Source organism: Cohnella suwonensis (genome assembly GCF_042655365.1).
Classification (GTDB): Bacteria; Bacillota; Bacilli; order Paenibacillales; family Paenibacillaceae; genus Cohnella; species Cohnella suwonensis.
Genome location: NZ_JBHSMH010000038.1, coordinates 62,456 through 69,881 on the forward strand (window position 1 = coordinate 62,456; position 7,426 = coordinate 69,881).

At 55.7% G+C, this 7,426-nt stretch carries 8 protein-coding genes; 1 reads left to right on the top strand and 7 read right to left on the bottom strand.

Annotation, left to right across the window (positions count from 1 at the left end; genetic code table 11):
• Window positions 1–18: 18 nt before the first annotated feature.
• From pfkB to ACFPPD_RS12630, 7 genes are all read right to left on the bottom strand, one after another.
• On the bottom strand, window positions 19–963 hold the full coding sequence (pfkB, locus tag ACFPPD_RS12600; RefSeq protein WP_209749850.1) for a 1-phosphofructokinase: 945 nt from the start codon (window positions 961–963) through the stop codon (window positions 19–21).
• The gene (locus ACFPPD_RS12605; protein ID WP_209749849.1) at window positions 960–1,748 is read right to left on the bottom strand and encodes a DeoR/GlpR family DNA-binding transcription regulator; all 789 of its coding nucleotides are present in this window, start codon (window positions 1,746–1,748) and stop codon (window positions 960–962) included. The genes pfkB and ACFPPD_RS12605 overlap by 4 nt, the downstream gene beginning before the upstream one ends.
• A 237-nt stretch (window positions 1,749–1,985) precedes the next feature.
• Entirely contained in the window at window positions 1,986–2,933 is a 948-nt protein-coding gene (gene dnaI, locus ACFPPD_RS12610; RefSeq protein ID WP_209749848.1) for a primosomal protein DnaI, read from the bottom strand.
• A gap of 30 nt (window positions 2,934–2,963) precedes the next feature.
• Entirely contained in the window at window positions 2,964–4,451 is a 1,488-nt protein-coding gene (locus tag ACFPPD_RS12615) for a DnaD domain protein (RefSeq protein ID WP_209749847.1), read from the bottom strand.
• Window positions 4,452–4,627: 176 nt separating this feature from the next.
• On the bottom strand, window positions 4,628–5,542 hold the full coding sequence (locus tag ACFPPD_RS12620) for an alpha/beta fold hydrolase (protein ID WP_209749846.1): 915 nt from the start codon (window positions 5,540–5,542) through the stop codon (window positions 4,628–4,630).
• 30 nt (window positions 5,543–5,572) lie between these two features.
• Window positions 5,573–5,986: a GtrA family protein gene (locus tag ACFPPD_RS12625; protein WP_209749845.1), complete on the bottom strand. Its 414-nt coding sequence runs from the start codon at window positions 5,984–5,986 to the stop codon at window positions 5,573–5,575.
• Window positions 5,987–6,028: 42 nt separating this feature from the next.
• Window positions 6,029–6,340: a YuiB family protein gene (locus tag ACFPPD_RS12630; RefSeq protein WP_378082398.1), complete on the bottom strand. Its 312-nt coding sequence runs from the start codon at window positions 6,338–6,340 to the stop codon at window positions 6,029–6,031.
• A 228-nt stretch (window positions 6,341–6,568) separates the two neighbouring features.
• On the opposite strand from ACFPPD_RS12630, the gene hemQ reads away from it, so the two are divergent.
• The gene (gene hemQ / locus ACFPPD_RS12635) at window positions 6,569–7,318 is read left to right on the top strand and encodes a hydrogen peroxide-dependent heme synthase (protein ID WP_209749844.1); all 750 of its coding nucleotides are present in this window, start codon (window positions 6,569–6,571) and stop codon (window positions 7,316–7,318) included.
• Window positions 7,319–7,426 lie beyond the last annotated feature (108 nt).

The window sequence follows — 7,426 nt, forward strand, 5'->3', positions numbered from 1 at the left end:
AGATTTGCCAATGCCCTCTTAATAATGTGTAAGCTCGACCAACTGAACGGATTGCTCCACCTCTTGAAGCGTACAAACTTGCGTACCGGGTTTGGAAGCGGTAATCGTACCTGCGGCCGACGTCCATCTCGCCGTATCCTCGAACGACTTGCCATGGAGAAAGCTATACACCAACGCGGCCACCATCGAATCGCCGGCTCCGACGGTGCTGACCGGCGTAATCGGGAAGGGACTGGCCCTTACCGCTTCATGCCTGTTAACGAGCAGAGAGCCTTCCGCCCCCATCGAGACGAGCACGTATTCGATGCCTCCGTCGATTAACGTTCTCGCGGCGCCGATCAGACGCTCCGTACTGTCGAACGTATCGCCCAGCAACGCTTCGAGCTCGTGAATGTTCGGCTTGATCGCGAACGGCGACGCCTCGATTCCCAACGCCAGCGCATCGCCGTCCGCATCCAGTACCGTTCGAATGCCTTGCGTATTAGCGATCTCGATTAAAGAACGATAATAATCGCGCGGGGTGCCGGGCGGCAAACTGCCTCCGAGGACAATGATTGACGTTTCTTCCGCCCCGGACTTCAAAGCCTTCTGAAACTGCTCAAGCAACGCGCCATCAACGGTGAAGCCCGGTTCATTCAGCTCTGTCGTCTGTCTCGTCGATTCATCGACAACTTTAAGATTAACCCGGGTTTCTCCCTCGGCCTCCGTCAAAACCGAACGGATACCCAGCGTCTCCAGCTTGTCGCGAATGACCTGCCCTTGATAACCTGCCGCGAAACCCATAGCGCTGGCGTTAACTTCGAAATTTTTCAGCACTTTGGCGACATTAATGCCCTTCCCTCCGGCATCTGTCCTCATTTCCTTAATACGGTTCAAGCCCCCGTATTCGAATCGCTCGATGGTAACCGTTTTATCCAACGCCGGATTAAGCGTGACTGTAATGACCGGAACACTCGGCTTCATTGCGTATGACCTCCATTCTCGGCTACCGTAACATGGATTCCCGCTTCTTCGAAAACCCGCAACGTCGCAGGAGATACTTGCGAATCGGTAATCAACGTTGTAATGTCTGCGGAGCCTCCAAATCGGGAAAAGGATATCTGACCGAACTTGCTTTGGTCGGCGAGTAAAATAACTTGACGGGCCGATCGGATCATCCGATTCTTCGTCGCCGCTTCGGTCAGGTTCGGCGTCGTTAATCCGGCTTCCAAATCGAAGCCGTTCGTCGCCAAGAACAGCTTGTCGACGCAGATGTCGCCGATGGCGCGTTCGGCCAACGGCCCGACCATCGCGAGCGTCTCCGGACGAATGGTCCCGCCGGTGAGCAGAAGCTCGATGTTCTTCTCGTTCGCCAGCTCCTGCCCGACCATTACCGAGTTCGTGACGACGGTCAGACGCCGGAAACCCTTAAGCAACTTAGCCAGATAATAGGTCGTCGTTCCTGAATCGAGCAGGATGGTATCGCCTTCGCCGATCAGCGACAGCGCCGCCCGTGCGATTGCCAGCTTCTGCTGCTGAAACAAGATTTCCTTCTCGACGAATGATGGCTCGATGTTATCGTCATGCATCCTTGCCACCGCGCCGCCGTGCGTACGCTGCAGCTGCCGTTGATCCTCGAGATCTCTCAGATCCCGGCGTACCGTCGATTCCGATACTTGAAAGTGATTAGCCAGCTCCTGTACGGAAGCGCGCCCTTGTTTATGGACGTATTCGGCGATCCGGAGTTTTCGTTCTTCCTCGAACAACATGGATATCTCCCCCTCCAACTACACCCATGCTTCTCTATAGAGTGATCATTTGTGATTGCTTTTAACAATTCTTCATTTATATATGCTCATTTACTCTCTAATGTGATTATATGTGATCGTTTATAAATTGTAAAGCGCTTTCCGGATGATTTCTATGATCATATGAGCATGATCCTTCAGCAAAAAGAAAAAGAACGACTGCGTTAATCGCAATCGTTCCTCTCCATGTCGATAGCTTTAGCTTCCCCGATGATTCCGACCCCTCACGTGAACGACGTCGACGAAATGGCGGACGCGGTCCATGAGCCGTTGCCCCTTGTGCAGCTCTTCGCCTTCCTTGTGCGTAAAGCTGAAATGCTTCTCCAGATCTTCGAAATCGTGGTTCGACGTGTAGAACGTCGGCTTGCGGTTCATCCGGTGATTAAGAATCGCGCCCAGCACATGATCCCGCACCCACGGCGTTAAATTCTCCGCGCCGATGTCGTCGAATACGAGCAAGTCCGCTTCCTTCATCAAGTTCAGCGTTTCCTTCAGCTTCACCGCGTCGAACGCGAGCGCCTTCGCGTCCTCGACGAACTCCGGCATGTAGACGATGACGCCGGAGAAGCCTTCCTTTGCCAGACGCTGCAGCAGATAACCGGCCAAATACGTCTTGCCGGTGCCGAAGTCGCCTTTCAGGTATAGGCCGCGCTTCTGCAGGCCTTCCTTCATCGTCGTTTCCACGTAATCTTGCAATTGACTTACGGCGAGTTGGCGGCCAGGTTCTCGCTGAATCATTTCAGACTCGTCGTATGTTACTCCAAGAACAGATTCATCTATATAAAAACTTGTAATTCGTCGACGAATACGTTCTTGTTGCTCATTTGCAATCCATTTTGAACATGCTGTTTTATAGTCGTTTATTTGCCATTTGCCGTTCAATTGTACGCAGTTTAATCCCGTTGAATGTCCCTGCAAATCGTTTGGACACCTTTCAAGACCGGGGCATGCCTTACAATTCCGATACTCCGTCGTCATTTGGTACAATCGATTCAGGTTAAGCCGCAATACGGACTCTTCTATATCGGGGTAACGAGAACGCAAATTCAACACGAGCGGATCGTTCAGTACCTGTTTAGCGATATTCGCGGCATCTCCGGCGGCCGCGAAAGGACTTCGTCTCATTGCCTCTCCCAACGATTCCATCCCCGTACCTCCTCCAGCCTAACGGAAAAATTATGACTCGCCTTTCAATCTCCGCGCCCTTGCGAGCATTTTTTCGAGCTCTTCAGGCGTCACTTCCTGAGTCGGGCCTTCATCCTTGACGACGCTCATCGCCGGCTTGCGGCGACCTTGGCGGTTCGATCCCGCACCCGCACCCGTACCCGCTCCGCCCGCTCTCGCGACAGGCTCTTCCCCGCGGCGTTTGCGCTCGAGCGCTTCGTTCAGCTTCTCTTGTTCGCCGACGTAACGGATCGCTTTATCGAAAGTATCGATTCCCTTGGCGAGCATGTTGGACGCGATCGAGTCGACGAACGACTTCGTCACGCGCTGGGATTGTCCTAAAGAAAAGACGTAATGGATCAAGACGTTGATGACGGGTTCGGGCAATTTGTAATTCAAGTCTATTCTCTCGAATATCGTGACGAATTGGCTCGGCACCATTCCCGGGAAGAAACGTTCCAACAATCTCGTATACGGCTCGCGCATCAGCATCTCGTTATACCGCGCGACGCTGACTTCTTCCTTGAACCTCTCCGGGATGGCAAAATGCGACTCCGCGGACATGGCGGAAGATTCGATCTCGGTTCTCTCCGCGCCGCGGGAGAGATACCGCTCCCGCTCTTCTTCCCGCTTGCGGTCTTGCCTGTACATGGCGTTCGCCCGGTTTTGCAGCTCGTCCCACGCGAGCGTGCCATCGTGCCTGAACATGCCGTCCTCGTCTAGCAACCGGCAAATCTCCGGCACTTCTAGATCGTATTTGTACGCCAAATAGTTCAGTTGAGATAAGGACTCCGGCGCCCGGTTCAGCCGCTCGACGTATATGCGGTTGACCGCGCCGCGCGGGAAACGCAGCAGCATCTCGCTGTGGCGGATCCGATCCTGCCCGGCGGGCTTCCGTTCCCTGGCGGACGCACTTTCCGCCCAAGCCGGCTCCAGCTCGGGATCGATCGACGCGCTTCCGATCCGGAACAGCTCGTAGAACGGCACGGTCGCTTCCTCCCGCGTCACGAACCTCGCCAGCTCCGGCGGTTGGGACGGGGCGAAGCCGTTCTGCAGCTCGAGCACCGCGGACTTGCCTATCTTATCCCGCAATAGAAGCGTGAGATGAGAGTTCGAGAAAAACTCCGCCGCTCCGAGCGGACGTTGAAGCACGTATTCGTAAAGCGATTCTTCCGTTAAAGGATTCAGATTGCGGAACGTCTGCAGCAAACCTACCGCTTCCAGCTTCGAAGACGCGTCGAGCGCGGCTTGGCGGCCCGCTGCGTTCAGCTCCAGGCCAAGACCGAGCAGCAATCCGCGCTGCGGTTCGGGCGTCGTGCAACCGGCCGAGTCTTCCGCGATCCGATGGTAGAGGAGGAAATAGAAAGCCGCGGCGATCGCGCCGATCATCGGCTGATAGAGAGAAACGAACACTTTGCGGTCCAGCCCGCTCAAAGCAAAATCCCGACTCGTATAATAGCGGTGGTTTTCCGTGAATTCCATCAAGTTCGACACGCGCATAGCGGGATCGACAACTCTTTTCCGTGAATAATGATTGTTCTATTGTAGCATAAAACCCTATGAGCAGAGATGTAAAAAAAAGACTTCGCCCGCGAGCCGCTGGCGTTGCCGCCAAACCGACGCTCGGAACGAAGCCCCGCGGCCTCGAGTCTCGAGAATGACTAACGAAATTCCGACTAATGGTACAAGGGCGCTTCCGCGTCCTCCCGGTACCGTCCGAACGGACCGGCGAACGGGTCGCTGCCGGCGACTTCTTCGTCCCCCCGCTCCCCGCGCGTTTCGCGCGATACCCGCCGTTCGACATGCGCGCGCTCCCGTTCTTCTTCTTGGGCGCCGACCCATGAACGAATCAGCGCCCCGATCGAGCCGGCGGCGTGTACCGGCAGCGTGCGCTTCACGCCGGGTACGTACGCGGTGCTGAAGTTCGTCAGCCCTCTCTGCAACGTGCGCAGATAATGCTTGTACTCCGTATCCCTTTGCCCGCAGACGAGCAGCATCGGCTGCCGTACTTCCTTCAGCCGGCTCGTCGCCGAGAACGTCAAAGCGCTCTCCATGTACTCGCGCCACTTCCGCATGTCGCCGGAACGGGTTTCTCCCCGCAAGCGATAAAACGCCTCATGGCTGTCGGCATGCGTCCAAGAGAGCGGGAAGGAGATCAACCCCCTCGCCCCGATTTTCTCCGCGGCCAAACCGATCTTGAGCCGAGCTCTCGTCTGCCAACCGTTCGCTTCGGACAAGCCGCCGAGAAGCACCCCCCCGACGAAACGGTCCGGGTGCGTAAGCATCGCCTGGAGCGCGACGAGCGATCCAAGCGAATAAGCGCACAAATACGCTTGTCCGATGTCCAGCGCGTCGAGCATCCTCTTCGTGTCTTCCGCCAGCAACGCGATCGTGACGCGGGCTCGCGACGTTCCGCTTCTTCCGTGGCCGCGATGATCGAACATCAACGTCCGGTTATCCTGAGACAAATCGTTTCGCAAATTAGTAAATACCCGGCTGCCGATGCAAGGGGGATGCACGAAGACGATCGGCGTTCCCGTTCCTTGCAAATGGTAATGCAGCTCGGCGCCGTTCACGTGAATGAGGGGCAACGCCAACACCTCGCGTATCGTAGTTGCCCGTTAGTGTGCCCTTTTGCCGTCCGCTTCCATTCCTCGGAAAACCCATAGCCGGAAACCCATATAATTGATAGTCATCGAGAATGCGACGGAAACCAGCTTCGCGAGCGCGGATTCCGCGCCGAGCGCTTCCAAGCCAAGCAATACCGCCGTTGCCGCCGCGAAAGACAGAACGTTGATCGCGATGAACCGCGCCAATTCCGCATAGGAACGTTTCGCCTTCATTTCGAACGTCCAGTACCGGTTCAGCAAATAGCTGTTGACGACGCCCGCGGCGTAAGAGATCGTCTGGGCCAAGGCGGAGCCGAAGCCCGAGGCGTATACGAGCGTAACAAAAACGGCGAAATCGACGCCCGTGTTCAAACCGCCCACGAGCGCGTATTTCGCCATCTTTTTGATTTCCGATAGGCGGAGCATGAAAGTCCTCCCAGATTTCGTTCGAGCGGCGATAAGCCGTCGTCAGAACATTTTGTAGCCGCCGCGCCGAAGAAATCGGATCGCCCAGCCGCTCAAGTACGCGCCTACCGCTCCCGCCGCGATCATCACAGTATCGGAGACGAGCATCGATTGGATGTTCTCGGTGACCGACAAGTCTCTTTGCCACAAATACCGGATGCCGATCGGAATGACGACGACCACAAACGCCCAGAACGGAAACCAAGTCGTCTTGATCAACATGTTCAATATAAAGCCGATGCCGAAAAAGAGCACCAGACAAAGCAACGATCCGAGGATTGCGAACAAGACGCCACCCAGAATGCCACCGACCATTTCGTATTCCCTCCAAAGTTAACCGCCGTCTGACGGCGAGCGCGCGAAGTCGTTTACTTTTACAGTTTACAAGTTGGGCCGAGGGCAGTCAACGAGCAGGCTGTGACCGGGTTGTGAACATTGGGGCGCGCGCGGAAAAATTGTCGTCCCTTATCGTCCGTTCCGTTTGAACGTCCGAATGCGTTCGGCTACAATGGTAGAAGCATAGCGGACAAGGAGAGGAATACGATGAGCGAAGCGGCTCAAACGCTGGACGGCTGGTACGTCCTTCACGATTTGCGCACGATCGATTGGCAAGCATGGAACTCGGCGTCTCCGGCGGAGCAAGACGGCGCGTTGAACGAGCTGGTGAATCTGATCAACGGCTGGCAGGAAGTCGAAACCCGCGGAGAAGGAAGCCTCGGTATCTATTCGATCGTCGGCCAGAAAGCCGATCTGATCTTCATGCACCTGAGAGAGACGTTGGAGGAGCTTAACGCGATCGAGAACGCGTTCAACCGTTCCGGCTTCGCCAAATTCACCCGCAAGGAATACTCATACGTCAGCGTCGTCGAGCTGAGCAACTATATGGCCGCGCCGGGCGTCGACCCGATGCAGGTTCCGGAAATCGTCGCGCGCCTGAAGCCGATCTTGCCGAAGAGCAAGCATATCTGCTTCTACCCGATGAACAAGAAACGCGATCTCCAAGACAACTGGTACATGCTTCCTATGGAGGAACGCAAGACGCTCATGCGCAGTCACGGCATGATCGGACGCGGCTACGCCGGCAAAGTGAAGCAGATCATTTCCGGGTCCGTCGGCTTCGACGACTGGGAATGGGGCGTCACGCTGTTCGCGGACGACGCGCTGCAATTCAAGAAGCTCGTCTACGAAATGCGGTTCGACGAAGTAAGCGCGCGTTACGGCGAATTCGGCTCGTTCTACGTCGGCAACCTGCTTACCGGAGAGTCGCTCGTGAAGCTGTTGCTGCAAAGCTAATCCTTATTATCAAGCAAAAACGCCTTCGGCGTCCTCTGGGCGCTGAAGAAGCTTTGCGGAGACGATTCAGAAATGGATAAGCGTGAAACTTATACATTCTGGTAGAGT